The following is a 25,025-nucleotide window of genomic DNA, read 5'->3' on the forward strand; positions in this document are numbered from 1 at the left end:
CAGACTGTGGTCGCCCGCCAGCCTGCTTGCACGCATGCCGGCGGGCCAGAGACGGCCTGCAGCCTGGCTGACGGCCACGACAACAGAGACAAACGGAGACATCACCATGATTCGCCACTTGCGCGCCGGCATCGCCTGCGCCGTCCTTGCCCTGCTGCAGCTGACCGCTTGCGGCGGCGGCGGGAGCAACAACCCCGTGTTCACGCCCCTCCCCCCGGCCACGACCTCCCCGCCACCCAGCGAACCGCCTCCGGCCGCGACCTCGCCCCTGCAGCGCGCCACCGTCTACGGCAGCATCCTGGGCACCGACGATGCCGCGACGAACGGCACCTACAGCTGGAAGGGCGTGCCCTTCGCCAAGCCGCCGGTCGGCGAGCTGCGCTGGAAGGCACCGGTCGATCCGACGCCCTGGACCGCGGTCAAGACAACGCAGAAGCTCGGCAACGCCTGCGTGCAGACCGGCCGCCTCTACGGCCCGGGCCAGAACAACCAGTACGACGCGACCATCGGCACGTCCATCGGCAAGACCACCGGCTCCGAGGACTGCCTGTACCTCAACATCTGGGCGCCGTCGACAGCCAAGGCGACCGACAAGCTGCCCGTCATCGTCTTCGTCTACGGCGGCAGCAACATCACCGGCTACACGGGCGATCCGGTCTACAACGGCGCCGCGCTCGCGAAGGCGGCCAACGCGGTCGTGGTCACGGTGAACTATCGCCTGGGCATCATGGGCTTCCTCGCCTCGCCGCAGCTCAAGGCCGGCCTGGATGCGAACGACGACTCCGGCAACTACGCGATCCTGGACCTCATCAAGGGCATGAAGTTCGTCAACGCGAACATCGCGGCCTTCGGCGGCGACCCGGCCAACGTCACGCTGATGGGCCAGTCGGCCGGCGCCGTCAACATCTACGCGCTGATGGTCTCGCCGCTGGTGGCCAACGCCAAGCCGGCGCTGTTCCAGCGGCTGGTTCCGCTGAGCGGCGGCGTCGCGACGGCGACGACCAAGCCGAACCAGGTCAATGCGCTGCTGAGCGCCCTGCTCGTGGCCGACGGCACCGTGGCGGACGACGCGGCCGCGGCGACCTACATCGCCAGGCAGAGCAACGCGGACCTGGCCGCCTACCTCCGGTCCAAGAGCGCGGACACCTTGCTGCAGACGGTGCTCAAGAAGCTGGCGCCGCTGGGCCTGTCGGCCTCCAACCCGCTGAACGACGGCACGGTGGTCCCGGTCGATCCGATCGCGGCAATCAACGCGGGGCAGTTCCTGAAAGTGCCGGTGATGGCGGGCTACACGCGCGACGAGACCAAGCTCTTCCCGCAGAACCTGGCCACCTCGCCCGCGTTCGGCGGCATCAGCGGCCGGCTCCTGGACGACCCCACGGTGTTCGCGATGGCCTACAGCTACGACCCGAACGCGGCGCCAACCACGTCGCTGGAGCAATGGATCCCCGGCCAGTACCTGCCGGTCACCACACCGGTGACCGGCTTCAACGCGAGGACCGACCTGTACAACCAGTACTTCTTCATCGCGCTGCGCAAGCAGATCTTTCCGGTGCTGCAGGCGCAGAACGTGCCGCTGTGGTGGTACCAGTTCAACTGGGACAAGTCGCCGGCGCCGTTCAACGACATCTTCGGTGCCGCGCACACGTTCGACCTGCCGTTCGTGTTCGGCAACTTCGGCCCTTCGCTCTATTCGAAGTTCGCGAATTCGAAGGCGAACGAGCCGGGCCGGCTGGAGCTGTCGGACGCGATGATGAAGAGCCTCGCGGCGTTCGCCCGCAGCGGCGACCCCAACAACGCGGCGCTGGGCGTCAACTGGCCGCAGTACCCGGCGATGCTGAACTTCGACGCCTCGCTGTCGGCCAAGGCGATCACGGTGCAGTAGCCGCGATGCGCACGGCGGCTGCGATGCGCGGCCGCCGGCCTCCGGTCATTCCGCCTCGATCTTCGCGGCCTCCACCACCTTGCCCCAGCGCACGAACTCGGCCTTGCTGAACTCGTCGAGCTGCTTGGCGTTCATGTAGTCGGCCATCGCGCCCAACTCCGCCGCCTTCTGCTGGAAAGCCGGCGTCGCCACGATCTTCGAGATCTCGGCGTTGAGCCGGTCGATGACGGGCTGCGGCGTCTTCGCCGGCGCGAACACCGCGAACCACGAGGTCGCGTCGAGGTTCGGCAGCCCCACCTCGGCAGCCGTCGGCACGCCCGGCAGCGACGCCACGCGCGTCTTGCCGGTCACGGCGATGGCGCGCAGCTTGCCCGACTGGATGAACGGCATGAAAGGCGGCGGCGTGCCGAAGGTCATGTCGACCTGGCCGCCGAGCAGGTCCTGCAGCGCCGGCCCCGTGCCCTTGTAGGGAATGTGCGTGATGCGGATGCCGGCCTGCTGCTCGAGCATGGCGCCGGTCACGTGCTGCAGCGAGCCGGGGCCCGACGATGCGAAAGTGAGCTTGCCCGGGTGCGCCTTGGCATAGGCGATCAGCTCGGCCATGTTCTTGACCGGCACGTCCGCGCGCACCACCACCACCTGCGGCGCGCTCAGCACATTGGCCACCGCGCGCAGGTCTTCGGGCGCCCACTGCTTCTGCTTGACCACGTGCGGGGAGATGACGTGGTAGCCCGAGTACTGCATCAGGAGCGTCTGGCCATCGGGCTCGGCGCGCTTGACCTGCACTGCGGCGATCACGCCGCTGGCGCCTGACTTGTTGTCCACGATGACCGACTGGCCCAGCGCCTTGCCGAGCGGATCGGCCAGCATGCGCCCCGCGATGTCGGTCGTGCCACCGGCGGCGGCCCCTACGACCATCGTGACGGGGCGCGTGGGGTAGGTCTGCGCGAAGGCGCTGCTGCCGATCAGCGCTGCGAAAGCGGTCAGCGCGCAGAGGCTGCGGCGTGACACGGATGAAGGATTCGGATGCCGTTTCATCTCTTGTTTCATGTCTTTGTCTCCTGGTTTTCTACTGAAGTGAAAGTCGATGGGAAATCAGTGGTCAGTGCTCGCGCGCCAGGGCCCGCGCGCGCGTGGCCGCGAAATCGGCCGGCGCCGGATGCAGGTCGAGCCGGCGTCCGGCCTTCGCGATCTGGCTCGGCGTGTCGTGCCCGATGAGCGCCGGCAGGCGCCGCGCGGCCGCCATCAGCGCCTGCACGTCGATGCCGGTGTCGTAGCCCATGAGCCCCAGCGCATGCGCGATGTCTTCGCTGCACACGTTGCCCGACGCGCCCGGCGCATAGGGGCAGCCGCCGATGCCGCCGATCGAGGCGTCGAAGCAGCGCGCGCCCGCATCGATGGATGCCAGCACGTTCGCAAGGCCCATGCCGCGCGTGTTGTGGAAGTGCAGGGTCAGGTCGGTGGCGGGCCAGCGCGCAATGAACTCGCGCACCATCCGCGCGACCTGCCCCGGATAGGCCATGCCCGTGGTGTCGCACAGCGTGACGCCGGTCGCGCCGATCTCGTCGATGAAGCGACCGCACCATGCGAAAACGTCGCTCTCGGCAAGGTCGCCTTCGATCGGGCAGCCGAAGCAGCACGAGAGCGACACGTTGACCGCCACGCCGGCCTGCCGCGCGAGCGCCGCCACCTCGGCAAGGCCGCGCAGCGACTGATCGCGCGTCATCCGCAGGTTGGCGAGGTTGTGGCTCTCGCTGGCCGACATCACGAGGTTCATCTCGTCGGCGCGCGCATCGATGGCGCGCTCCGCGCCGCGCACGTTGGGCACCAATGCGCTGTAGACCACGCCGGGCACGCGCTCGATCTCGCGCAGCACGATCTCTGCATCGGACAGCGCGGGTATCGCCTTGGGCGAGACGAAGGCCGTGACCTCGATCTTCGCCATGCCCGCGCGCGAGAGCGCGTTGACCAGCGCGATCTTGTCCTCGGTCGGCACGAAGGCCGCTTCCGCCTGCAGGCCGTCGCGCGTGCCGACTTCGAACATCCTGATGCGCTGCGAGGCGCCGTTCCATACCGCGGTCATTGGCATATCTCCGTGCTTCGCACTGCGGTGCGAGCTTGCTTGGGGCGGCCCGGCGCGGCGCTCATGCAACCACCTTTCTGCCGCGCAAAGCGGCGATGTCGTCGGCAGTGAAGCCGAGTTCGTCCAAGACCGAATCCGTGTCGTCGCCCAGGCCCGGTGCCGAGGAGCGCACCGTGCCCGGCGTGCCCATGAGCTTGGGCACCACGCCGGGCACCTCGATGTCGTGACCGTCGCGCGTGCGTTGTTGCAGCAGCATGTCGCGCGCACGGTAGTGCGGGTCTTCGCAGATGTCCCTGGCGGTGTAGACCTTGCCGGCGGGCACGCGCACCGCGCCGAGGACGTCGAGCACCTCGGCCACCGAACGCCCGAGCGTCCAGGCCTCGATGGCCCGGTCGAGCTCTTCCACGCGCGCCACGCGGCCCGCGTTGTCGGCGAGCGCCGCGTCGGTGCCGAGGTCGTCGCGCCCGATGGCCTGCATCAGCCGCTTGAAGATGCTGTCGCCGTTGCCCGCGATCAGCACGAAGCCGTCGCTGCAGCGGTAGGCGTTCGACGGCGCGATGCCGGGCAACGCGCTGCCCGCGGGCTCGCGCACCGCGCCGAACGCGCTGTACTCGGGCACGAGGCTCTCCATGACGTTGAACACCGCCTCGTTGAGCGCGACGTCGATCACCTGGCCCTTGCCGCCGTTGACCTTGCGGTGATAGAGCGCCGTGAGCACGCCGATGGTGCCGTGTAGCGCGGCCAGCGTGTCGCCGATGGAGATGCCGCAGCGCACCGGCACATTCCCCGGCTCGCCGGTGAGATGGCGCAACCCGCCCATCGCCTCGCCGATGGCGCCGAAGCCCGGCAGGTCGCGGTAGGGGCCGGTCTGTCCGTAGCCCGAGATGCGCAGCATCACGAGGCCGGGGTTCAGTGCCGAGAGCACGTCGTAGCCCATGCCCCAGCCTTCCAGCGTGCCGGGGCGGAAGTTCTCGATCAGCACATCGGCCTCGGCGATGAGCTTGCGCGCGATGTCCTGGCCTTCGGTGCTGCGCAGGTCGAGCGCGATGGAACGCTTGTTGCGCGACTGCACCTGCCACCAGACCGAGGTGCCCTCCTGGATCAGCCGCCAGTTGCGCAGCGGATCGCCGCTGCCGGGCGGCTCGATCTTGACGACGTCGGCGCCGAATTCGCCGAGCGTCTTGCCCGCGAAGGGGCCGGCGATGAGCTGGCCCATCTCGATGACGCGAACGCCTTGCAAGGCGCTGGGGGTGGGTAGCGTGGAAGCCATGCGTTTGAAGTCTCCGGTGGCGTGCAGACGGTGCGCTGCATCCGATGCCCGGATTCTGGGCAGCCGGCTCTTCGGAGGGAACGACAAAGGCGCGCAGCCAGCTTTCGCGGATCGCGAAAGCTGGAAGGGGTTAACCCGCGCAAAGGTGGTCGATGAGGGTTCGCACGTGGCGCGGCACGGCGCCCGCGTCGCGCAGGCCGATCACCAGGTGCCGGTGGGTCCAGTCGTCCTCCAGCGTGATCTCGCGCAGGTTCATCGAGCGCAAGTGCGGCTGTATCGCCTCGCGCGGCAGCACCGCCACGCCCATGCCCGCGGCGACCATCTGGCACATCGCATCGAAGCTGCGCACCTGGATGCGCAGCTTGAGCCGCCGCCCCAGCGTTTCGCTGGCCGCCTGCAGGCGCTGCGCGAGCGAGGTGGCGCCCGAGAGGGTCACGAAGTCGAAGTCGCACGCCTCCTCGAAACGCACGCTCTTGCGCCGCGCGAGCGGGTGGCCGCGCGGCACCACCAGCACCAGGCGGTCTTCGCGATAGTTCACGATGTCCAGGCCCAGCGTGGGCGTGCGGTCGGCAAAGATGCCGACGTCGGCGCGGCCTTCGAGCACGGCCAGCACGATCTCGCTGCTGTTCTGTTCTTCGAGCTCGATGCGGATGCCGGGGTTGGCCGCCACGAAGCTCGCGAGCTCGCGCGGCAGGAACTGCGTCACGGCCGAGGTGTTGACCCACAGGCGCACCACGCCCACCACGCCGGAGGCGTAGTCGGACAGGTCGGCCGCGAGCTGGTCGACGTCGCTGAGGATGCGCTGCGCATGCCGGTGCAGCGCGTCGCCCGCCACGGTGAGCGTGACGCCGCGCGAATGCCGCTCGAAGAGTTCGGTGCCCACTGCCGCCTCCAGATCGGAAATGCGCTTGCTCGCCGCGCCCACCGCCAGGTGCGCAAGTTCGGCGCCCTTGCTGATGCTGCCGGTGCGCACCACGAGGTTGAAGAGCGAGAGCGAGACGAGGTCGAGGCGGTGCAGGTTCACGGCGCGGCGGGCTGGGTCGAAGGGAATGGCCGCGATTGTGCGCGCCGACACGGTCATCACGTAGCATCGCGGCCCATGAGCTACACCGTGAAACTGATCGACTTTCCCGACGCCCCCTCCGACGTCATTGCCACCGCCGAGACACGCTTTCGCCGCGAACTCGACAAGCTGCTGGGCGACGAGGTCGAGCCGGCGTTGAAGGCATTCGAGAACGCCAGCGAATCCAGCGCCGACGAACTCACCAAGGACGAGATCGCGCTGGCCGCGCGCTGGGCCAAGGCCTACGACGCGGCGAAGACGGCGGGCTTTCGCGCACTCGGCGAGGCCGACGAGGCGTACTTCGAAGTCCGCGCGGAGTGATGCGGCGCTGAAGCCGCCTCAGGCGCAGCGCACGGGCGGTGCGCCGGTGTCGATGGTCTTGTAGTTCACCAGCCCGCCCAGGTCGAGCACGGTCAGGCCTCGTTTCTCCAGGCGGATGAGCTGCAGTGCCTGCAGGCGCTGCAGCGCCACGTTCACACGCTGCCGCGACACGTTCGCCAGCAGCCCGATCTCGACCTGCCCCACCTCGAGGAAGCGCGGTGCATCGGGATACAGGTCGGGGTTGAAAAGACTCGCCAGGCAATTGGCGACACGCGCATCGGTGTCGAGCAGCCGCTCGTGTTCCAGCGCGCCGATGAAGAGGCTCAGCCGCGCGTTCAGCAGGTCCTGCAGGTAGTGGTTGAACGGCACGCTGGTGCCGCGCAGCCATTCGAAGGTGCGGCGCGGCATCAGCGCCACCCGCGTGGGCCGCAGCGCCAACACGTCGTAGCGGCGCGCCTCGTGCTTGAAGAGCGAGCCCTCGCCGAACCACACGCCGGCCGAGACGCCGGTGAGGGTGGAGACGCGTCCGTCTTCGGATGCCACCGACATCTTGGCGAAACCGTCGATGAGCCCCATCCAGTGCTCGACGAGTTGCCCGGCCCGCGCGATGCAGGCGCCGCGCGCGAACTGCCGCTCCTGCATGCTGCCCAGCACGTGCTCGACGTCGGCGGGCGCAAGGCCGGCGGCCCATCGCGACTGCCGCACCATGTCTTCCATGGCGGGCGCCGACGGCGCGGATGCCGGTGCGGAATCAGGGATTACCTCTAGCGATCGGCGCCTCATGTGTCGTCGCGACGACCGCTGCGTGGAACGTCCATCCTTAATCTTCCAGAACACATAACAGAAGGAGACTTCCATGCTCGCTACACCTCGCCGCCCGCACAAGCGGGTTTCTCCGTGGCCCCGCGTCCAGGTTGCCGCAGCAGGCATCGCGATGGCCGGCGCGCTGCTCGTTGCAGGTTGCGGCGGGGGGTCCGATGGCGGCCCGGTGTTTCCGTTCTTTCCGGGCGCCAACCCGCCGCCCACGACGCCAACGCCGACACCGGCTTCGTTCCAGATCAGGACGCTCTCTTCTGCACCCGACATGATCAGCGGCGGCGACACGCTCATCGAGGTGACCGCGCCCGCGGGCGTTGCGCTCGACAAGGTGCGCGTGAGCCTCAACGGAAAAGACGTGACCTCGCAGGTGCCGGTGTTCAACAGCACCGCGCGCGTGCTGCGCGGCCTCGTCACCGGCCTCACGACCGATGCGGCCAGCACCACCGGCAGCGTGAACACGCTGGTGGTGAGCAATGCCGACGTCGCGGCGCAGCGCACCGAGGCCAAGCTGGTCAACTACCCGATCACCGGGCCGATCCTTTCGGGCCCGCACATCTCGCCGTACGAATGCCGCACCGTGCAGAACGGACTGGGCGTGGCGCTGGACGCCAACTGCTCGGCCACCACGCAGGTGGTCTGGTACTACCGCACCAAGGCCAACACCTTCAAGCCGCTGGCCGACCCCACCGGCCCGCGCCCGGCCGACCTCGCCGAGACCACCACCAACGACGGCGTCACCGTGCCCTACATCGTGCGCGTGGAGTCGGGCACCATCAACCGCGGCGTGTACCGGCTCGCGGTGCTCGACAACCCGGCCAAGGACTCGCCCGCCACGTGGAAGCCCGGCGCCGGCTGGAACAAGAAGCTCGTCACCTACTTCGACTGCTGCGGCTCTGCGCAATACAACCAGGGCGTGCATCCCATCGAGACGATCCTGGGCGACGTGGGCCACATCCAGCTGTCGCGCGGCTTCGCCTTCATGAACTCCACCGAGCTCTGGAACAACCAGCACGCCAATCCGCACCTGCAGGGCGAGACGCTGATGATGATGAAGGAACACGTCATCGAGGAATTCGGCGAAGTGCCCAAGTGGACCGTCGGATTCGGCGGCTCGGGCGGTGCGATCCAGCAGTACCTGATCGCGCAGCTCTACCCGGGCCTGCTCGACGGCATCCAGCCCATCGTGTCGTTCCCCGAGACGCTGATGCCCGAGGTGATGGAGTGCCGCCTCCTGAACAACGTCTACAAGCTCGACGCGGCCACCTGGACCACCGCCAAGCAGACCGCGGTGAACGGCTTCAACACCGACCCCAAGACCGGCATCACCACCTGCATGAGCTGGGACTTCTCCTTCGCCAGCATCATCAAGTCGGACAACGCGACGGGCTGCGGCTTCCTCGAACCGGCCAACGTGTCGAACGTGTTCAACCGCGCAACCAATCCCAACGGCATCCGCTGCGACCTGTTCCAGACCAACGTGAACCTGCTGGGCAAGCGTCCCGGCACGCAGGAGGCGCGCCGTCCGCTGGACAACATCGGCCTGCAGTACGGCCTGGCGGCGCTGAACAGCGGCGCGATCTCGGTGAAGGAATTCCTCGACCTGAACGAGAAGGTCGGCGGCTACGACGGCGACGGCAATCCGCAGGCTGCGCGCTCCGAAGCCGACCCCGACGCGCTCAAGCTCACCTACGCCGGCGGCTTCAAGAACAGCTTCCGGGGACCGGGCCTTGCGAACATCCCGATCATCACGCAGCGCGGCAACGCCGATGCGGTGGGCGACATCCACGACACGACGCAGGACCTGATCATCCGGGCCCGCCTGCAGCGCGCCAACGGCCGCAGCGACAACCAGATCATCTGGACGCTGGGCTCCACCTCGGCCTACGACTACATGAGCGGCTCGATCGACCTGATGAACAAGTGGCTGGACAACATGGCGGCCGACCCGGCGCCCGCCTCGACCGACAAGGTGGTGCGCAACAAGCCCGCCGGCGCCAACGATGCCTGCTGGAACAAGACCGGCACGCGCATCGACGAAGCCGCATCGATGGACCCGGCCGCCAGCTGCAACCTGGTGTACCCGCGCTTCACGACGCCGCGCATCCAGGCCGGCTCGCCCATGGTGAACGACGTGCTCAAGTGCCAGCTCAAGCCGGTGAACGCCGCGGACTATTCGGTGACGATTGCAGGCGCCGACCTCGCGCGGCTGCAGACCATCTTCCCGAGCGGTGTGTGCGACTGGAGCAAGCCCGGCGCGGGCCAGGAGCCGCTGCGCGGCACCTACCTGCGCTTGCCGCTCGACTGACGGCTTGCCCCTGGCAGTTGCGCGACGCGCTCTGCCAGGAAGTCCACCAGCACGCGCACGCGCAGCGGCTGGTGGCGGCGCGAGGCATAGAGCAGGTGCACCTCCTGCGCCGGTCCCGTGTGGCGCGCGAGCACGCGCACCAGGCTGCCATCGGCCAGGTGGTCGGCCACCATCCATGTCGGTTGCAGAGAAATGCCGGCGCCGCCCAGCACGCTGTCGAGCATGGCCACCGCGTTGTTCACGCGGTAGCGGCTGCGCACCGGCACGGTCACCGCGCCTTCGGGGCCCTGCAGCAGCAGGCCGTCGTCGCCTGCGGCGTAGCGGATGTAGTCGTGCGAGAGCAGGTCCTTCGGATGGCGGGGCTTGCCGCGCGCGGCCACGTAATCGGGTGACGCGACGAGCACGCGCGGCCATGCGCCCAGGTGCTTCGCGACGAGATCCGGCGGCAACGCACCGCCCACGCGCAGCGAGACGTCGATGCGCTCCTCGCGCGGATCGACGAAGCGGTCGTCGAGCACCAGCTCGAGTTCGATGTCGGGGTACAGCCGCAGGAACTCGACCGCCATCGCATTGAGGTGCCGCTGGCCCATGGTGACCGGCGCGCTCACACGCAGCAGGCCCTGCGGCTGCTGCACCTGCTCGCGCGCATCGGCGACGGCATCGCCGTAGTCCTCCAGCACGCGGCGGGCGCGCTCGTGGAAGCGTTGCCCTTCTTCCGTGAGGCTCAGGCCGGTGGCTGCGCGGCGCAACAGCCGAACGCCCAGCGAACGCTCCAGGCTTGCAACCAGCTTGCTGACGGTGGGCTGCGTGGTGTCGAGCGCGCGGGCCGCGCCCGAGAGGCTGCCGAGTTCGACGCTGTGCACGAAGGCCGAGAGGGCGCGCAGGGTGTCCATGGTGTATTCGATTCTGGAATGCGTTGGATGCAATTTTGCCATCTACCCCTCCGAACCTGCATGGAAGAAAGTCGAGCCATCGCTTCACTTTCAAGGACACGAACATGCATGCATCCACCTTCGGATCGATCCTCAAGCACGGTGCCGCGGCGCTGGCTCTCGCGGGCATCACCGCCGTATCGGCAGCGCAGACCACGCCGCCCGCCCCCACTTACTGGAGCCCCAGCTGGATGGCCAGCACCCAGCCCATCTGGGGCGGCGACTTCGTGCTGCCGAACGGCCTGCCCTTCCAGTTCAACCGGCAGACCATTCGCCAGGTGGCACGTTTGAGCATCGGCGGCGCGAGGCTGCGCGTGGTGATCAGCAACGAAGGCGGCACGGCGCCGCTCTACATCGGCGCGGCCCGCGTGGCGCGGCATGGCGAAGGTTCGGCCATCGTCGAAGGCACCGACCGCGCAGTGCGCTTCGGCGGACAGGCCGAGGTGACCGTGCCGCCGGGCGCGCGGCTGGTCAGCGATCCGGTCGACCTGCCGCTGCCCGCGCTCAGCGAGGTTGCGGTATCGCTCTATCTGCCGAAGCCCAGCCAGCCCGCGGGCTTTCATTTCGATGCGCGCGAGACGGCGTATGTCGCCGGCGGCGACCTGACCGGCGCCGCGCAGCTACCCGCCACGGCATCGCAATGGAGCACGCGCGTCTACGTCAGCGGCCTCGTGGTCGAAACACCCACGCCGCCGGCCACCGTCGTCGCGCTGGGCGACTCGATCACCGACGGCAACGGCTCCACGCCCGGCGCCAACACGCGCTGGCCCGATGCGCTGGCCGAGCGCCTGGCCCCGCGCGGCGTCGGCGTGCTGAACGCCGGCATCTCCGGCGGCCGGCTGATGAAGGACGGCATGGGCCGCGCCGGCCTCGAACGCGCCGGGCGCGACGCGTTCGCGCAGCCGGGCGTGCGCGCCGTGATCGTGCTGCTGGGTACCAACGACATCGGCTGGCCCGGTGGCCCCTTCGCGCCGCAGGAGCCGGCGGTGCGGGCGGAAGAACTGATCCAGGGGTTTCGCCAGCTGATCGCGCTGGCCCACGCCCATAACGTGCGCATCGTGGCCGGCACGATCACGCCCAACGAGCGCGCGCTGGAAGGCTCCGGCCTCGAAGGCCACCACTCGCCCGAGAAAGACAAGGTGCGCCAGGCCGTGAACCGCTGGATTCGCGAAAGCGGCGCGTTCGACGCGGTGGTCGACTTCGACGCGCTGCTGCGCGATCCGGCGCGGCCGATCCGCCTGAAGGCGGCGATGGATTCGGGCGACCATTTGCATCCGGGCGACGCCGGCTACAAGGCGATGGCGGCAGCCATCGACCTCGATGCGCTGCTCGGCAACGACCCCCGATAGGCTGCAAATATACTGTACATAGATACAGTGTTTTCTCTAGAATAGATCGTCTCCAAGAGCAACATTCGAGGCGACTCCATGACCACCGCCAATCCGCCTGCGCCCTCGGCGCAGGTTCTTTTTTTCTCCTCTTCTTCCCCCGCCCGGCGGCACCCGATGCAGCCGCGCCAACGTGCAGGCCGCCTCTCGACCTGGCCCTTCCGCGTGGTCCGGGAACACGGCCACGGCGACGACAGCAATGAAATGGATGACGTCCGCGTTCAGGCGGCGCGCGTCATCCGGACGACGGCCGAGCATTGGTGGCCGTCGGAATCCTGAACCCGCCTTTTCATCCTTCTTTCTCCAGGAGAACTGCAATGGACGATTTCAACCGTGGCGATGTTTTTCCGAACGACCCCGAACCCGATTGGGACTACCCCGCCTTCGAGAGGCAACGGCACCTTCTCATCGCGCTGTTTCCCGAGCCCGATGTGCAAGCGGCCATCGAAACCCACCGCAAGGACTGGATCTGGCCCAAGGGCCACTACTTTCCCCGCAGCCCGCGACTGCACCTGACGCTCCACTGTTTCGGCGACCAGACCCCGGCTGTCGAAAAGCGCCTGCGTGAAGCGCTCGCCCAGGTCCGGGTGCAGCCCATGGACCTCGTGCTGGACAGCTCGCGGACGTGGCGCAACGACATCGCGGTGCTGCAGCCGGCCGAGCATGGCGCCCTGCGCACCCTGCATGCGGACATCGGCCGTGCTGTCCGGAAGGCGGGCATCTCCACGGAAACGCCGACCTTCACACCGCACATCACCATCGCCCGGCGAACCGAAGGCGCGGCTTATCCGATGAGCCTGCCGCCGATCCCCTGGCGCGTGAGGAAATTCCTGCTCGTGCGCTCGTTCACTTCGCATCCGGTCGAGCACCAGGTGCTGGCCACCTACGAAGCCGACGAAGACGACGACGTCTGACACAGGTCAGTCAGCTTTCGTGGCCTTATCGGGTGAGACAATTTTCGGCGCCCATCGAACGAACGCCCATCACCCCTGCATGCTGACACCACCCGATATCGCCCACGACGCCATTCACAAGTGCCTTGCCGAAAACTACGGCCTCCAGGCGACACACGCTGAATTCCTTCCGTTGGGCGCGGACGTCCACTCCGCGGTCTTCCGCGTGCAGGCGAACAACGGCACGGGGTACTTCCTGAAGCTGCGCAGTGGCGATTTCGACAAGTCGGCCGTGGCCGTGCCCGCCTTTCTCCACCACGACAAAGGCATTGCCGCGGTGATGGCGCCGCTGCCTACGACGGACCATCAACTCAGCGTGCAGCGCCACGGCTTCAACTGGATGCTCTATCCCTTCTTCGAAGGCCGGAGCGGATTCGAACGCGCCTTGACCGCCGCGCAATGGGCCGCACTCGGCGCAGCGCTGGGCGGCATTCACCGCACCGAATTGCCTCCCGCGCTGCTCGCAGGCATCCCCAAGGAAATCTACGCACACCATTGGCGCGAGGGCGTCAGGCGCTACCAGCGCCGCTTCATCAACGGCTTCGTGGGCGACGCCATCGTCCAGCGGTTCCACGCCTTCTGGGGGCAGCATGACGAGGAGATCGACACGCTTGTCTATCGCAGTGAGCAGCTTGCGTCGATCCTGTTGGAGAAGGCATTGCCGCAGGTCGTGTGCCACGCCGACATCCACGCGGGCAACGTGCTCCTGGGCGATGAAGACCGGCTGGCCATCGTCGACTGGGACACGCTCGTCCTCGCGCCCAAGGAGCGCGACCTGATGTTCGTCGGCGGCGGTGTCGGCCACGTCTGGAACCAGCCGGAGGAAGAAGCGCAGTTCTACCAAGGCTACGGCGCCACGGACATCGATGCGGTCGCCCTCGCCTACTACCGCCACGAGCGCATCGTGCGCGACATCCTCGAGATCAGCGACCAGGTCTTCGATGCGTCCGCAAGCACCGAGGACCGCGAAGAGGCCATGCGGCAGATGGCGAGCCAGTTCCAGCCCGGCAACGTGGTCGCCATTGCGCACCGGAGCTACGAAGCGGTCACCTGATTGCGCGGCGGCGAGGTCGCCAGCTAGATCAGCATGTCCTGCACATCCTCGTCGAAGCCCGCGATCGGCTGCGCCTTGGCCAGCGCCAGCCAGACCGCGAACGGCATGCGCTCGATCGGCCGGTGCACCGCAGCGCGCGCCACCACGAGGCGTTCGCCTTCGAGCACCAGCACGCCGCATTCCGCCGGAATCTCCTCGGGCGTGGCGATGCAGCGGCCGCGCGCATCGTTGCCCAGCACGTACCAGCACTCGCCGCCCAGGTCGAGGTAGGCCGCGCGCTTGTCGGGCTTGCGCAGGTCGCCCAGCAGGTCGGCGCGGCTCACCTTCACCTCGTGGACGATGGGATGCGCATAGGCCTCGACGCTGGTGTTGCGGATCGAAAAAACATCGGGCCGCGCCATGCACCAGCGCGGCTTGCCGCCCTCCTCCAGCGGCGGCAGGCGCGCGCGGAGGCCGAGGCCCCGCCATGCGATGCGGCCGCCGCGCGTCATCTCGCGCGCCACGCGTTCGACCAGAGCCTCGTGCGGCGTCAGTGCCGCGCGGTTGATGGTGAGCGTGGTCGCGATGCGGGCGATGCCGGCGTCGGTCACGCGCAGGGTCTCGTGGCCGTGCGCGGTGCGCACGCGTTCGAGGAATCCGCCGGCCAGCAGCTCGACCTCGATGCCATCGCAGCAGGGCCAGCCCGCCGAACGGTAGACCTCGCGCAGGCGCCGCGCGTGCAGCTTGCCGAAAGGCACCATGGCGGTCTGCATCGGCGGCGGCTCCACCACGGGCGGTGGAAATCCGGGGTCGGTGACAGGCGGCACGGACGGCGGCGGATCGCCCTCGGGAGGCGGTGCGGGCGGCGGTGGCGGCGTCACGGGAATCGGCACATCGGGCGCCGGTGGCGGCGGGCCGATCGGCGTGGCGACGATGGGGTCAATGGCGAGTGCGGGCATGAGGAACAGGTTAGCGAAAAGTCGTGGGGCGCGCGAGGCGTGGAACGATCGGTTGCATCCATCGGCATCGCGCATTCAATTCAATGAAAGTCGCGGCTGGTGTTGCTTTGCGCAAGCCGGCCCATGAGCGGCGTCAGGTCCTTGAAGCCGGTGGCGACCAGGTGCTGCACCTTGCCGCCGCTGTCGTCGTCGCGCTGCCAGGTGCCCTGCACCGCGAGCAGGTGCGACTTCAGCAAGGGCTCGCGCCACGCGTCGATGACATGGCTCCAGACGATCACGTTGACGTTGCCGGTCTCGTCCTCCAGCGTGACGAAGATCGTGCCGTTGGCCGTTCCGGGCCGCTGCCGGCCCTTGACGATGCCGCAGGCGCGCACGGTGCGGCCGGTGGGTTGCGCGCGCAGTTCCTCCGCACTCATTAGCTTCATGCGCGAAAGGCGCGAGCGCAGCAGCGCGAGCGGATGGCGGCGCAGCGTGAGGCCCAGCGATGCGTAATCGCCGACGATCTCCTCGCCCTCGGGCGCCGCGGGCAGCAGCAGCACCTGCTCGTTGATCGGCACGCCCTTGAGCAAGGCCGGCGAGCGCCGCTGCGCGGTGGCGTCCCACACCTGCTGACGGCGATGGCCCGAGAGCGACATCAGCGCATCGGCCGCGGCGAGCGCAGCCATGTCCTTGCCGTCCAGTTCGGCGCGCAGGGCGAGGTCTTCGGTGCTGGCGAACGGGGCCTGTTCGCGCGCTTTCAGCAGGCGTTCGGCACCGTCCTTGCTGAGGCTGGCAATGCGGTTCAGGCCGAGCCGCACCGCCGGCTGGTTCTCGTTGCCCAGGCGGTCGGCGTAGCGCGCGTCGGTGCCTGTCGGCATGCGCGGCGCATCGGGCGCGCGGGGTTCGAGCGTGGTGTCGAAATCGCTGTGCGTGACATCGACCGGACGAACTTCGACGCCGTGGCGGCGCGCGTCCTGCACGAGCTGCGAGGGGCTGTAGAAGCCCATGGGTTGGGAGTCGAGCAATGCGGCGAGGAAGCAGGCGGGTTCGTAGTTCTTGAGCCAGCTGCTGATGGTGACCAGCAGCGCGAAGCTCGCGGCATGGCTTTCGGGGAAGCCGTAGTCGCCGAAGCCGAGGATCTGCTTGAAGATGGCTTCGGCGAACTCCCTCGGGTACTTGTTGTCCACCATCCCATCCACGAGCTTCGCGTGGAACTTGTCGAGGCCGCCCTTGCGCTTCCACGCCGCCATGGCACGACGCAGCTGGTCGGCTTCGTCGGCGCTGAACTTGGCCGCGATCATGGCGATCTGCATCACCTGCTCCTGGAAGATCGGAATGCCCAGCGTGCGTTCCAAGGCGGGCTTCAGTTCGTCTTTTTCATAGAGGATCGGCAAGCCCTTGCGCACCCGCTCGCGCTGCTTGAGATACGGATGCACCATGCCGCCCTGAATGGGCCCCGGCCGCACGATCGCCACTTCGATCACCAGGTCTTCATAAGTGCGCGGCTTCAGGCGCGGCAGCATCGACATCTGCGCCCGGCTCTCGATCTGGAACACGCCGATGGTGTCGGCGTCGCAGATCATGTCGAACACTTTCTGGTCGTCGTTGGGAACGTGGTGCATCTCCACCATCGAGCCCCGCCAGCGGTTCATGTGATCGAGCCCGCGGCGAATGGCGCTGAGCATGCCGAGCGCGAGCACGTCGACCTTGAGCATGCCCATGGCTTCGAGGTCGTCCTTTTCCCACTGGATGACGGAGCGGTCTTTCATCGACGCCTTCTCGACCGGCACGAGCCGCGTGAGCCTGGTGTGCGTGAGCACGAAGCCGCCGACGTGCTGGCTCAGGTGGCGTGGAAAGCCCTTGAGCCGATGCGTCATCTCGATCCACTGGACGAGCTTGAGTTCGTCTTCCTTCACGCCGACACGGACGCATGCGGCATTCAACTGTTCGCCGAGCACGGCATCGTCGAACCAGTAGTGGTCCTTGGCGAATTCGTCGACCAATCGCTCGTCGATGCCGAGGGCCTTGCCCACGTCGCGCAACGCGCTGCGGGAGCGATAGCAGATGACGACAGCGGCGATGGCGGCGCGCTCGCGGCCGTATTTCTCGTAGATGTACTGGATGACTTCTTCGCGGCGCTGGTGCTCGAAGTCGACGTCGATGTCGGGCGGTTCCTTGCGATGGCGGCTCAGGAAGCGCTCGAACAGCAGGTGACCTTTCTCTGGATTGATCGCGGTGATGCCGAGGCAGTAGCAGACCGCTGAATTGGCCGATGAGCCACGGCCTTGGCAGAGGATGTTTTTCGATTTGGCAAAGCGCACGATGTCTTCCACCGTGAGAAAGAACATCTCGTATTCAAGTTCGAGGATGAGGTTCAGTTCCTTCTGCACCTGCCGGCAGACGACCTCCGGAATGCCCGAGGCATACCGTTCGAGCGGATATTGTTTGAGTGCCCCCTCCCACGTCTTTCGCACCAGCGTCTGTGCGGCCGTCTCGCTGCTGCCCACGGTTTCAAGCGGATATTTGTAGTTCTCCCGAATTACCGCCGGATCAAACTTGCACCGCCCCGCCACCACCAGCGTGTTCGCCAGCATCTCAGGCAGATAAAGCTCCGCCAGCCGAACCCTTTGCCGCAGATGCCGCTCCGCATTCGACTGCAGCGCAAAGCCGCACTCGGCAACCGTCTTGCCTTCGCGTACCGCGGTCAACACGTCGTGCAGCGGCTTGCGGGCACGCGCATGCATGTGCACGTCGCCAGCCGCCACCAACGGCACGCCGGCCTGCTCGCCCGCCTGCATCAGCGTGACGAACCACAGGTCGTCGTCGAGCTCGTTGAGCATTTCCACCGCCAGCCAGAGGTTGCCGCCATACAGGGCCTTGGCGGCCAGCAGGTCTTCGTGCAGCGTGGCGACGTCCATCGCGCCGCCCGGCTCGCGATGCGGCACGAAGAGCACCTGGCAGTCCTGCAGCGAAGCCACGTCGCTGCCCTCCCAGCTCACGCGGTACTCGCCCTTGGGCAATTCGGTGTTGCGCGCGGCGGTGATGAACTCGCAGAGGTTGCCCCAGCCCTCGGTGTCGTTCGCGATCACCACGAGCTTGAAGCGCTCGAAGCGGAACTCGCTGCCGAACAGCAGGCGAAACGTGAGGTTGCGCGGGATCGGCGGCTCGTCGGGGTGCTCGCGCTCGTAGTCGTCGAGCGTGCGCTCCATGTCGCGCCGGCAGACGTACGCCCGCACGATGCCGGCCACCGAGCACTCGTCGGTGATCGCCAACGCCGCATACCCCAGCTGATAGGCGCGCTCGACCACTTCCTCGGGCGTCGACGCGCCGCGCTGGAAGCTGAAGTTCGTGAGGCAGTGCAGCTCGGCATAGTCCGGCAACTTCGCCACGGTGTTCTTGCGCAACGGCACCGGCAGCGCATGCACCTTGGCAGGCCGGCGCTTGCGCTCTTCCTTGTCGCTCAGGTCAGGCATAGAACCCCTGCAGATACCAGCGCACCTCGCCCGAAGAAAACCGCGCCGAGGGCCGTTCGCGAAAGATCCACACCAGGCCGGCTTCGGGGCTTTCGGCCACGTAGTAGTCACGCATCGCCGGCTGGCCGCCGTCTTCCTTGCCGCCCCACCAGCCGGCCTCGACGCGCTGCGGCCCGACCAGCTTGCTCAATGGGCCGCGGTAGCACGGGCGCTCGCCGTCCATCTCGAGCAACAGGGGTTCGGGCAGCAGCCACGGCGGATAGACCGCATCGGGCTGCGAGGCTGCAGCCTTCGCTTGCTTGCGCGCCTTGTCGGGCGCGGCCTTGTCCTTTTCCTTCTGCAACGCAGGCCGCCATGTCTGTTTGCGCTCGGGCCGGTGGTCGGCCTCCGCACAGGGCACCACGACCTGGTGCGCCCCGAGCCGCACGCTCAGGCGCTCGACCATCTCGTGCAGCTTGTCGCCCTTGCGGTTGTCCTCGGGCAGAAAACTCGTGCTGGCGCCGGCCCACGGATCGGTTTCGAGCGTGCGCAGCCGAAGCCAGCTCGCGGGCGCTGCGAGCGTGGTGAGAGCGAGCTTTTCCGACAGCAGGCGGCGCAGGTGCGCGAGGTCCTGCGTGGGCTCGGCCGTGCGCACGGTGACCTGCTGGTGCGGCGGCAGGTTCACGCCGTTGTAGCGCTTGAGGTCGAGCGTCCACTGCAGTTCGAGCGCGCGGGCGCCGCGCTGGCGGGCGCGCAGCCAGATCTGCAGCGCCGAGAGCAGGCGGTTGGCCGACCACATGAGTTCGGGTGCGGTCTCGGCGAGCGCGGGCAGCTCCAGCTTCTGCTCGAACACGTCGGGCAGCGTGAGCCAGTCGTGGCCCTCGGGACGCAGGCCCCAGGCGGTGTCGAGCGCCATGCGCAGTTCGGTGCCGAAGCGCCGCGTGAGGCCGCCGCGCGGCAAGGCGGCCACCTCGCCCCAGGTGCGGCAGCCCAGGCGCGCGAGCAGGTCGAGGTGGGGACGGGCGGCAGTGAGCGTGTCGAGCGGCAGGCCGGACGGCATGTCCTTCGGGCGCTCTTCCTGCCGTTCGAACAGCCGCAGCCGCGCGAGCGCGATCAGGCTCGTGGCACCCTGCGCGCCGAGCATGCGCACGTCGGGTGCGGGATTGGCGGCGACCAGCTGGCGCATCAACTGGAGCCGCCCGCCCCACAGGCGCTCGCAGGCCGAGACCTCGAGCATCAGCGCCTCGTCCTGCCAGGCGACGTGCGGCGTGTATTCCAGCGCCCACCAGCCGAGGGCCTCGGGCGTGGGCAGTTGCGGTGCGTCGGGCGCGTCGGTTTCAAGCGACCACCGCAATGCGATCCAGTGCATTGGGGCCTCCTTTCCACGCATCGATGCGGACCACCGTCGCGGACGTTGCCGCGTCGCCGACCGGCACCATGCCCTGCTGCTGCAGGCGCAGCCTGCGGCGCAGCCGGGCGGCGGCAAGCAGCGCGGTCATGCGCTGGTTGCGCGCTGGCAGCATCACCGGCGAAGCCAGCGGCGGGCCGCGGCGCTTGAGGATGCGAAGTTCGATCTGCGACGCATCGGTCTCGCAGGTCTCCACCTGCAAACGAAGCCGCGCCGGCGAAGCCCCCAGCGCAGCCGACCCGGGCCGGCACACGAAGAGCATCACGTCGTGCTGCGCGGCTGCCAGCTGCAGCCGCCGCAATTCGCCCACGCGCGCCTGCGGCAGCCACGCCAGCACCGCGGCCACGTCCGCGCAACGCAGCGCCTGCTCGCAGGCCCAGAGCCGCGCGGCCGGCGCATCGCTCTTGATCCACATCAGCGCCTCCACCGGCAGACCTTGCGCCGCGAGCGACGACCCGCAGGGCTCGTAAGGCGGGCCGATCAGCACGACCGGCCCGCCGCGCGCCTCCACCGCCTGCGCCAGCGCGTGCAGCAGCAGCCGCCAGACATGCGCTTCGGGCGCGCTTTGCAGCAGCTCGGTCATCGCGCCGACCGGCCAGCCACCGCCGGGCAACTCGGCGTCGAGCGCGGCGTGGCCGGTTGCGACGACCTGCGCGTCGGCCAGGCCGAGTTCGTCGGCATGCCAGACGCCACGGCCCGCGGCGGCGGAAAAGGAGTCGAGGAAAGGAAGGCCCATGATCGGAGTTTTCACTGTATTTTTATACAGTATTTCCTGAGCCGCAACCGGAGATCGATTTACTCGGAAGGTCTCGCCCCTTAAGATGAATTGTTAACAGTTTGTGACCATGACACACAAAAAGATTCAATTCCTGGCTTCGACCCTTGCCGCCTTCGTTCTCGGACTGTCTGCTTCGGCGTATGCGCAGACCGGCAAACCCCTGCTGATCGGCCAGACCTACGTGCAGACCGGCCCGCTCGCGTCGCTGTCGACCGAACCGCTGGTCGGCATCCGTGCCATGTTCACCACGCTGAACGCGAACGGCGGCATCAACGGCCGGCCGGTCGAGCTGCGCCAGCTCGACGATGCCTACGACCCCGCCAAGGGCGCCGAGAACGTCAAGACCTTCGCCAAAGACGGCGCCATCGGGGTGCTGATGCCCATCGGCACCTCGTCGTCGGTCGGCGCGATCAAGGCGGCCAACGAACTGAAGATTCCCGTGGTCGGCCCGTACACCGGCGCGGGCCCGGTGGTGAAGTTCACCGAGTACGGCTTTCCGGTGCGCATCAGCTTCGACGAGGAATACAGCCGCATCGTGAACCACCTGTTCACCATCGGCCTCTCGCGCATCGCCTTCGCGCACAACGACAACCCCGGCGCGCGCTCGGCGATGGAGAGCACGCAGAAGTTCATTGCAGAGCGCGGCGAAAAAATGGTGGGCAGCGTCGCCATCAAGAACGACGGCTCCGACGCCGTCGAGCGCGCGGCCGAGCTGGTCAAGCTCAAGCCCAAGGCGGTGGTGCTGTCGGCCACCAACGACGTGGCGGCCAAGTTCATCACCGCCTACCGCGCGGCGGGCGGCGAGACGGCCTTCTATTCGTTCTCTTTCCTCAATGGGCAGAAGCTCTTCCAGGACATCAAGAAAGACGCGGCCGGCGTGGTCATCTCGCAGGTCGTGCCCTACCCGTGGAACAGCGCGATGCCCGTCATCGCCGAGTACCAGGCGGCGATGAAGAAGATCGGCATGAACGATTTCAGCTACGCCAGCCTGGAGGGCTATGTCACGGCCAAGGTCATGGTCGAAGGCCTCAAGCGCGCGGGCGCGAACCCGACGCCCGAGTCGTTGCAGAAGGGCCTGGAGTCGTTCAAGACGCTCGACATCGGCGGCATTGCCGTGTCGTACCGGCCCGGCGAGCATCGCGGGCTGACCTTCTCCGAGCTCTCGATGCTCAAGGCCGACGGGCGGTACCTCCGCTGAAACCGTTGCCGATGGGCGCAGAATTTCGTTCGTGACGCCCACCACGAACGCGCCCATCTTTCCAGCCCTCACGCGCGCCGGGTTCCTCCGGCTGGGCGCGGCACTCTGCGCGGGCGCCGCGCTCCCCTCCTTCGCCCAGCAGCAACCAGGCAGGCCCGCGATGCAAATGACCACCCGCCCCATTCCCTCCACGAAGGAAGCCCTGCCGGTCGTCGGCTGCGGCACCTGGATCGGCTTCGACCAGCGCCCCGGCACCGAGGAATACCAGCGCCTGCCCGGCGTGCTCGACGCGCTCTTCGCGGCCGGTGGCACGGTGATCGACAGCTCGCCGATGTACGGCCGCTCCGAGGAAACCACCGGCGAACTGCTGGCCGCCGCGAAGCCGCGCACCAAGCCCTTTCTCGCCACCAAGGTCTGGACCTCGGGCCGCGAGGCCGGCATTGCGCAGATGGAGCAATCGTTCGCGCGGCTGCGCACCAAACAGATGGACCTGATGCAGGTGCACAACCTCGTCGACTGGCGCACCCACCTCGCCACCCTGCGCGGCTGGAAGGAAAAAGGCCGTGTGCGCTACATCGGCATCACCCACTACACCGCCTCGGCCTACGACGAGGTCGAGGCCGTGCTGCGCGCCGAGAAGCTCGACTTTCTGCAGATCAATTACTCGCTCGATGCGCGCGATGCCGAACAGCGCCTGCTGCCGCTCGCGGCCGAACGCGGCGTGGCGGTGATCGTCAACATGCCTTTCGGCGGTGGCGGCTTGCTGCGGCGCCTGCGCGACAAGCCGCTGCCCGCCTGGGCCGGCGAGATCGGCTGCACGAGCTGGGCGCAGGTGCTGCTGAAGTTCGTGCTGAGCCATCCGGCCGTGACCTGCACGATCCCCGGCACGAGCCGCGCGGAGCATATGGCCGACAACGCCGCGGCTGGCGCCGGCACCTTCCCCGATGCCGCCTTCTGGCGCCGCGAAGCCGCCGCTATTCGAACTTGACGTTGTGCTCCCGCACCGTCGCGCCGAAGGCGTCGTACTGCGTGCGGAAGAACTCGGCGAACTTCGCGGGGCTCATGCCGTAGCCCTCGAAGCCCTGCTGCACCAGCTGCGCATGCACGTCGGGCCGCTTGAGCGTGTTCTGCAGCTCCAGCGAGAGCCTGTCGGTGATCTCTTTCGGCAGCCCCGGCGGCCCGAAGAAGCCGGCCCACGGCGTGATCGTGAGCTTGCCCAGCCCCAGCTCGCCGCCCGTGGGCACATCGGGCAGCAAGCCGCTGCGTTGCGGCAGCAGCGTGACCAGCGCGCGGATGCGGCCCTCCTTCACGAAGCCCGGCGCCAGCGTGCCGGTGGTGAACATCATGTGGATCTGCCCGCCCAGCAGGTCGGTCATGGCCTGCATGTCACCCTTGTAGCGCGCGTTGACCACCTTGCGGTCGCCGAGTAACTGCAGCATCGCGAGCTCCGAGGCGCTGTTGCTCGATGCCGAGTTGAGCGCCCCGGGCTTGGCCGCCACGAGCGCCAGCAGTTCGTTCACGCTTTTCACCGGCAAGCTCGATGGCACCACGAGGAACATCGAGAACTGCCCCGCCGAACTGATCGGCGTGAAGGCCTTGAACGGGTCGTAGGGCGAGGTCGGCCGCAGCGTGGGCGCGGCGACCATCGCGGTGTTGGTGCCCATCAGCAGCGTGTAGCCGTCGGGCTTGGCAGATGAAGTGGCCTGCGCCGCGAGCACGCCGTCGGCGCCCGGGCGGTTCTCCACGATCACCTGCTGGCCGAGCTGTTTCGACAAGCCCTCCGCGATGATCCGTGTGAGCGAATCGGCGCCGCCGCCGGGCGCGAAGCCGACGATCAGCCGCAAGGGTTTGTTCGGATAAGCGTCGGCGCTCCAGGCCGCCGTGCCCGGCAGCATCGTCGTTGCAAGGGCCGCGAGGGCCAGGTCTCTGCGTCGCATGAAAGCCTCCTTGGTTCAGAAGATCAGAAGAGGTGCCGCACGCCGAACTCCCACCCCGACGAGCGCATCCCGCCCGCGGGCGCCACGCCGCCGCTCACCACGTAGCGCGCCTGCCCGCTGTTCATCAGCCGGGCGTAGGTGCCGTAGAGCGCGGTGCGCTTGGAGAGGTTGTGCACGTAGCCGATGCCGAACTGGCGCGCGTCGTCGCGGTTGCGCGGCATGCCGTTGGCGTTGCGCAGGCTTTCGTCGCTGCGGTCGTCCAGGTAGGCGTAGCTCACGCGGATGCGCCCGACCTCGAAGGCCGGGATGTGCGCGCCGATCTCGGCGGTGTTCTTGCGCACCGTGCCGCCCGCGAGCTTCACCGTCACCTTGTTGTAGAGCGCGAAGAACTTCGCGAAGCCCGCGTCCCAGGTGCCGCCGATGTTGGCGTGCGTGTAGTTGCCGATGGCGGAGGTGGCGTTGAAGTGCGAGCGCGTCACCGCCGCCGCGATGTCGAACGCACCCGAGGCGAAGCCGAATCGCGCGCCGCCGAAGTTGCCGTCGTCGCGGTTCGGCGCGGTGGAGTCGTTTTCGCCGGTGCCGATCATCGCCATGCCGTAGAAGCCGCCCAGCTTGGCCGGCAGCCAGTAGCTCACCGTGTTGCTGCCGGTGATGGCGGTGGGCAGCGGCCCGGTGCCCGCGCCCGCGAAAGTGAGGTTGCCCGCGCGCGCCACGCCGTTGGCGTTGAAGGGGTCGAAGTAGATGCTGTTGTAGTGCGTCGGAATGAAGTCGTGGCCCAGCCGCACCTCGCCCAGCGAATCGTGCGAAAGGCTCACGAAGGACATGCGGTCGAAGCTGATCGGCCCCGCCGTGCCCGCGCCGCTCGTCTGGTTGTTGCTGTTGCTCGGCCGGCCGGTGCCGAGGTCCGGGTTCAGGCTGCCTTCGAGCCAGAACCCTGCGCGCAGGCCCCCGCCCAGGTCTTCGGTGCCGCGAAAGCCGATGCGGCTGGTCGAGAGCCCGCCGTTCGACAGCGCCTTGACCGAGCCGCCGCCCTCGCCTTTCGTGTACTGGACGCCCAGGTCCACCACGCCGAACAGCGTGACGCTGGATTGCGCATTTGCCGCGCCGCTGCTCGCTAGGCCGATGGCCGACCACATCAAAAGTCTCTTCATGGTTTCTTGTCTCCTGCTCTTTTCTTGGTTGAAAACTCTGGAATCACTCGGGAATCACTCGGGGATGGCGCGCAGGGCTGCGCCACCGGGTGCGCACGAGGGTGCGCGCCG

21 protein-coding genes are annotated in these 25,025 nt (G+C 68.0%); 9 read left to right on the forward strand and 12 right to left on the reverse strand.

Going from position 1 to position 25,025, the window contains the following annotated elements:
• The first annotated feature begins 106 nt into the window (after nt 1–106).
• A complete protein-coding gene (locus J2W23_RS02010) occupies nt 107–1,885 on the forward strand; it encodes a carboxylesterase/lipase family protein (protein WP_307647488.1) in 1,779 nt (592 codons plus the stop codon).
• A gap of 45 nt (nt 1,886–1,930) precedes the next feature.
• On the opposite strand, the gene J2W23_RS02015 is transcribed toward J2W23_RS02010, so the two are convergent.
• The 4 genes from J2W23_RS02015 to J2W23_RS02030 form a co-directional block, all read right to left on the reverse strand.
• Complete coding sequence (locus J2W23_RS02015; RefSeq protein ID WP_307647489.1) at nt 1,931–2,935, reverse strand: Bug family tripartite tricarboxylate transporter substrate binding protein; 1,005 nt, start codon at nt 2,933–2,935, stop codon at nt 1,931–1,933.
• Between the two features lie 52 nt (nt 2,936–2,987).
• On the reverse strand, nt 2,988–3,968 hold the full coding sequence (locus J2W23_RS02020; RefSeq protein WP_307647490.1) for a hydroxymethylglutaryl-CoA lyase: 981 nt from the start codon (nt 3,966–3,968) through the stop codon (nt 2,988–2,990).
• A gap of 61 nt (nt 3,969–4,029) precedes the next feature.
• On the reverse strand, nt 4,030–5,238 hold the full coding sequence (locus J2W23_RS02025; RefSeq protein ID WP_307647491.1) for a CaiB/BaiF CoA transferase family protein: 1,209 nt from the start codon (nt 5,236–5,238) through the stop codon (nt 4,030–4,032).
• A 130-nt stretch (nt 5,239–5,368) separates the two neighbouring features.
• A complete protein-coding gene (locus J2W23_RS02030) occupies nt 5,369–6,262 on the reverse strand; it encodes a LysR substrate-binding domain-containing protein (protein WP_176658974.1) in 894 nt (297 codons plus the stop codon).
• A 75-nt stretch (nt 6,263–6,337) separates the two neighbouring features.
• Between J2W23_RS02030 and J2W23_RS02035 the strand changes: the two genes are divergently transcribed.
• Nucleotides 6,338–6,622, forward strand: coding sequence for a hypothetical protein (locus J2W23_RS02035; protein ID WP_176658121.1), 285 nt, complete (start codon nt 6,338–6,340; stop codon nt 6,620–6,622).
• 18 nt (nt 6,623–6,640) lie between these two features.
• On the opposite strand, the gene J2W23_RS02040 is transcribed toward J2W23_RS02035, so the two are convergent.
• Entirely contained in the window at nt 6,641–7,339 is a 699-nt protein-coding gene (locus J2W23_RS02040; protein WP_307647492.1) for a Crp/Fnr family transcriptional regulator, read from the reverse strand.
• A gap of 139 nt (nt 7,340–7,478) precedes the next feature.
• Between J2W23_RS02040 and J2W23_RS02045 the strand changes: the two genes are divergently transcribed.
• Complete coding sequence (locus J2W23_RS02045; protein ID WP_307647493.1) at nt 7,479–9,746, forward strand: DUF6351 family protein; 2,268 nt, start codon at nt 7,479–7,481, stop codon at nt 9,744–9,746.
• On the opposite strand, the gene J2W23_RS02050 is transcribed toward J2W23_RS02045, so the two are convergent.
• Nucleotides 9,722–10,639, reverse strand: coding sequence for a LysR family transcriptional regulator (locus J2W23_RS02050; protein ID WP_176658124.1), 918 nt, complete (start codon nt 10,637–10,639; stop codon nt 9,722–9,724). The two genes, J2W23_RS02045 and J2W23_RS02050, sit on opposite strands and share 25 nt — an antisense overlap.
• A 104-nt stretch (nt 10,640–10,743) precedes the next feature.
• Between J2W23_RS02050 and J2W23_RS02055 the strand changes: the two genes are divergently transcribed.
• The 4 genes from J2W23_RS02055 (at nt 10,744) to J2W23_RS02070 (ending at nt 14,073) form a co-directional block, all read left to right on the forward strand.
• On the forward strand, nt 10,744–12,027 hold the full coding sequence (locus tag J2W23_RS02055; RefSeq protein WP_307647494.1) for an SGNH/GDSL hydrolase family protein: 1,284 nt from the start codon (nt 10,744–10,746) through the stop codon (nt 12,025–12,027).
• 78 nt (nt 12,028–12,105) lie between these two features.
• Nucleotides 12,106–12,345: a hypothetical protein gene (locus J2W23_RS02060; RefSeq protein ID WP_176658126.1), complete on the forward strand. Its 240-nt coding sequence runs from the start codon at nt 12,106–12,108 to the stop codon at nt 12,343–12,345.
• A gap of 38 nt (nt 12,346–12,383) precedes the next feature.
• Nucleotides 12,384–12,980 (forward strand): RNA 2',3'-cyclic phosphodiesterase, encoded by a 597-nt coding sequence (thpR, locus tag J2W23_RS02065; RefSeq protein WP_307647495.1) that lies wholly within the window; start codon nt 12,384–12,386, stop codon nt 12,978–12,980.
• 79 nt (nt 12,981–13,059) lie between these two features.
• A complete protein-coding gene (locus J2W23_RS02070) occupies nt 13,060–14,073 on the forward strand; it encodes an aminoglycoside phosphotransferase family protein (RefSeq protein ID WP_307647496.1) in 1,014 nt (337 codons plus the stop codon).
• Between the two features lie 23 nt (nt 14,074–14,096).
• Here the strand turns inward: J2W23_RS02070 and J2W23_RS02075 are convergent, their stop codons facing one another.
• The 4 genes from J2W23_RS02075 to imuA all read right to left on the reverse strand — a co-directional run bounded on the left by J2W23_RS02075 (nt 14,097) and on the right by imuA (nt 20,586).
• A complete protein-coding gene (locus J2W23_RS02075) occupies nt 14,097–15,011 on the reverse strand; it encodes a hypothetical protein (protein ID WP_307647497.1) in 915 nt (304 codons plus the stop codon).
• Between the two features lie 80 nt (nt 15,012–15,091).
• On the reverse strand, nt 15,092–18,463 hold the full coding sequence (locus J2W23_RS02080) for an error-prone DNA polymerase (protein ID WP_307647498.1): 3,372 nt from the start codon (nt 18,461–18,463) through the stop codon (nt 15,092–15,094).
• A complete protein-coding gene (locus J2W23_RS02085) occupies nt 18,456–19,811 on the reverse strand; it encodes a Y-family DNA polymerase (protein ID WP_307647499.1) in 1,356 nt (451 codons plus the stop codon). Before J2W23_RS02085 ends, J2W23_RS02080 begins: the two co-directional genes overlap by 8 nt.
• On the reverse strand, nt 19,780–20,586 hold the full coding sequence (gene imuA, locus J2W23_RS02090; protein WP_307647500.1) for a translesion DNA synthesis-associated protein ImuA: 807 nt from the start codon (nt 20,584–20,586) through the stop codon (nt 19,780–19,782). Before imuA ends, J2W23_RS02085 begins: the two co-directional genes overlap by 32 nt.
• 109 nt (nt 20,587–20,695) lie before the next feature.
• On the opposite strand from imuA, the gene J2W23_RS02095 reads away from it, so the two are divergent.
• Together J2W23_RS02095 and J2W23_RS02100 are read left to right on the forward strand one after the other, a co-directional pair.
• Nucleotides 20,696–21,826, forward strand: coding sequence for an ABC transporter substrate-binding protein (locus J2W23_RS02095; RefSeq protein WP_176658133.1), 1,131 nt, complete (start codon nt 20,696–20,698; stop codon nt 21,824–21,826).
• A gap of 160 nt (nt 21,827–21,986) precedes the next feature.
• Nucleotides 21,987–22,814 (forward strand): aldo/keto reductase, encoded by an 828-nt coding sequence (locus J2W23_RS02100; RefSeq protein WP_373423862.1) that lies wholly within the window; start codon nt 21,987–21,989, stop codon nt 22,812–22,814.
• Here the strand turns inward: J2W23_RS02100 and J2W23_RS02105 are convergent.
• Nucleotides 22,801–23,763, reverse strand: coding sequence for a Bug family tripartite tricarboxylate transporter substrate binding protein (locus J2W23_RS02105; RefSeq protein WP_176658134.1), 963 nt, complete (start codon nt 23,761–23,763; stop codon nt 22,801–22,803). The genes J2W23_RS02100 and J2W23_RS02105 overlap by 14 nt on opposite strands.
• A 23-nt stretch (nt 23,764–23,786) precedes the next feature.
• Complete coding sequence (locus tag J2W23_RS02110) at nt 23,787–24,914, reverse strand: porin (RefSeq protein WP_307647501.1); 1,128 nt, start codon at nt 24,912–24,914, stop codon at nt 23,787–23,789.
• Nucleotides 24,915–25,025: the final 111 nt, after the last annotated feature.

The sequence above is a fragment of the Variovorax boronicumulans genome, from assembly GCF_030812215.1.
GTDB classification, from domain to species: domain Bacteria; phylum Pseudomonadota; class Gammaproteobacteria; order Burkholderiales; family Burkholderiaceae_C; genus Variovorax; species Variovorax boronicumulans_C.